3 protein-coding genes are annotated in these 2,553 nt (G+C 44.0%); 1 reads left to right on the forward strand and 2 read right to left on the reverse strand.

Going from position 1 to position 2,553, the window contains the following annotated elements:
• Positions 1–836, forward strand: an 836-nt coding sequence (locus K5E19_RS22900; RefSeq protein ID WP_221553227.1) for a tail fiber domain-containing protein, incomplete at its 5' end; no start/stop codon positions are given.
• Between the two features lie 114 nt (positions 837–950).
• Here K5E19_RS22900 and K5E19_RS22905 read toward each other — a convergent pair.
• Both K5E19_RS22905 and K5E19_RS22910 read right to left on the reverse strand, forming a co-directional pair.
• Positions 951–1,685, reverse strand: coding sequence for a helix-hairpin-helix domain-containing protein (locus K5E19_RS22905; RefSeq protein WP_221553228.1), 735 nt, complete (start codon positions 1,683–1,685; stop codon positions 951–953).
• A 194-nt stretch (positions 1,686–1,879) separates the two neighbouring features.
• The coding region (locus tag K5E19_RS22910; RefSeq protein ID WP_221553230.1) for a pyocin knob domain-containing S74 family peptidase at positions 1,880–2,553 on the reverse strand (674 nt) is incomplete at its 5' end.

The following is a 2,553-nucleotide window of genomic DNA, read 5'->3' on the forward strand; positions in this document are numbered from 1 at the left end:
TCGGTTTAGGAGATAGCGTCACAGCCAACTTTGGAAGCCTCGAAATTGGAGCGAAGAAAGCCTCTTCTGCAAGCTTCGTTGATTTCCATTTTCTTGGCACTAACGACTATGACGCGCGAATCCTGTGCGGTGGTAATTCCAGTGGTGCCATGGGGAAAGGAGACTTTACATTTTACGCAGGGAGATACATTTTTATCGGCGATAGCTTTGAATTTCGTAATCCAATTACCTGCCAGAACAGCATAAGCGCATCAGCTAAAATCGCGACCAGTGCTGATATGGAATGCAAAACTAAAATTGCTGTTTTGGCCCCAACTGACAATCAGAATGCCCACGTATGGTTCTATGGCACAGGTGGGGCATCCAGGGGGGTTATTTATTCCGGGCAGACAGGAATCATTCAGATCCGTCCTGACAACAATGATAATGGAGGCTCCAACGGATACTCTTTTGCGTTTGGGGCTGATGGTAAGTTCACCTGCGTCACGATGAATCAGACTTCGGATGAACGAGTTAAATTCGACAAAGAACCCGTCAGTAACGCTCTGGAGAAGATCTGTTCCCTGACGGGGTATACGTTTGGCATTCAACTGACTGAATCGGAATCAATACGCAGCGCAGGTATTATCGCCCAGGAACTGGAGCGTGTTCTTCCTGTCGCGGTAAGTTCAGGCGGTACCGGCACAACGCAGAATGGAGAAGAGATTAACGATCTCAAAACCGTGGACTACAGTGCGATGAGCGCCCTGTATGTTGAGGCCATGAAGGAGCTGGCCAACCGGGTAGAAAGCATTAAGAGTGAGCTTGCTGAACTCAAAGCCCAATCCGCGATATAGTGTATTAGCTCAGACTTGACCTGACAGTTTGATCTGGCAACAGACTATCAAAGCTGACCGTCTGCTTTGAGCGATAAGCAGACGCTAACTCTAAGTGGCTAAAACTTATAGGATCTACAACACCTCTAAATCCTTAATACTGTTTATTATTTTTTGAGCGGTGATTTTGCCAATGCCTTTGATTTTAGTTAATTCATATTCATTCATGCTAGACAGTGCTCGTAAAGTATTTACTCCCTCACTCTTTAGTGAATCTGCTATTTTTTCACTTACTCCATTAACCAAGGTTAATTTGTTTGGCTCATCCAAATAGAATTTAAACCTCTCAAGCTTAGGGATATATGACGACATTACGTCAGCTATATTTGTTTCTCCATAAAAACGTAGCAGCCCCATTTCTATTCTTTTTTTAGACTCATTGCTTCCAGCATAAGCTAACGCTTGAGTCATCTTGTCATTAATTGATGCGCTTGATTCAAAAATTTCAAGTAAACCAATGGCGTAATCAACATACTCATCAGCATTAACTGGCCCAGCATCAGACGCTGAAGTAGCCCCTTTATCAAGAAAATCAAATGTACCACCTCTCAATTTTGGAATCCAAATACCATCTCTTGTAGATCCATATGCTGGGGGTGTCCCGTCACCTTTAAAAACTTCACCGTGTTTTTTCAAAACAAATATAGGGGTCCGTAGTTGGCATGTTGCATGGAATTGCATCCCCTCAATTATATCTTTGTTCTGCGCGGCAATATTTATATATTGTGCAGGGGCTTGTGCTGTATTTTCTAAATGCTTGCTATTCTCATTTCTTTTCGTCTTTCTAAAGATGAAGTCAAAAATACCCATTTTACTAATCCTGCATCAGATTTCTATTCAATATACGCCAAATGAAATACAGGTCAAATGCTACGCCTTACCGCCCATCTTCAATCTCAGCCAAATGTGCAATATCCGCTACTGGCACAGAGCGGACTGTCAGCTTAAGTTAAGCCCTGAGCAGTAACAGTGCCAAATCAAGTTTGAGCTAATACAGATATAGCTTACTGAGCTGAAACCTTAGTGGCAGCCTGTTCTTCCAAAACCCTGACGCGGATTGCCAGCGCTTTGATTGCTGCTAGCGCATCGAGCAACATAGGGGTCTGATCAAGATGCAGTATGCCGCCTATTTCTTTCACGTATTCGGGATCAATCGTTTCAATCTGCTGTGATATTACCCCGCGTCGTGGGGTCTGCGTTTCATCGTCCTTAAAAGTGAAGTGTTTGAATTCCATCCGGCAGATATTTAACAACGCCGCTTCCAGATCGAGGTCATCGCCAATGTTTTTCATTGTTCTGTCAGATATCGCTGAAGTCATGATCTCCTTCCACGGGCTCCAGGCATTGGTGTTGTAACCCCTGAAAAAAAATCGTCCAGCATCAGTTTGGCTTGGATATGGCAAACAAAACTGCGTTAGCGCTACGTCGGCAATACGAACATAATTTTGAACATACCCATACCAACTTGAGATAGGTCCTGAGGTTGATTTCGACATATCCAAAAGTAAACGATAAGTTCCTGGCTCTGTAAGACTGTTGAAATTTGTCCCATCAGGAGCAACTGCCGAGTCTGTTTTAAATACCCTGGCATCACCAGTAGGTAATCCAAATGCTCCCACTTGCATGACGTTCCCGGCTGCCGTTCCGACGTCCTTCGTAGCGCTACTTCCCAAACCGA

Source organism: Enterobacter sp. RIT637, from assembly GCF_019718755.1.
Lineage (GTDB): Bacteria > Pseudomonadota > Gammaproteobacteria > Enterobacterales > Enterobacteriaceae > Enterobacter.

What these genes read in the sequence shown, in the direction of transcription:
- K5E19_RS22905 (WP_221553228.1), bottom strand. Translation starts at nt 1,685, where the DNA reads ATGGGTATTTTTGACTTCATCTTTAGAAAGACGAAAAGAAATGAGAAT.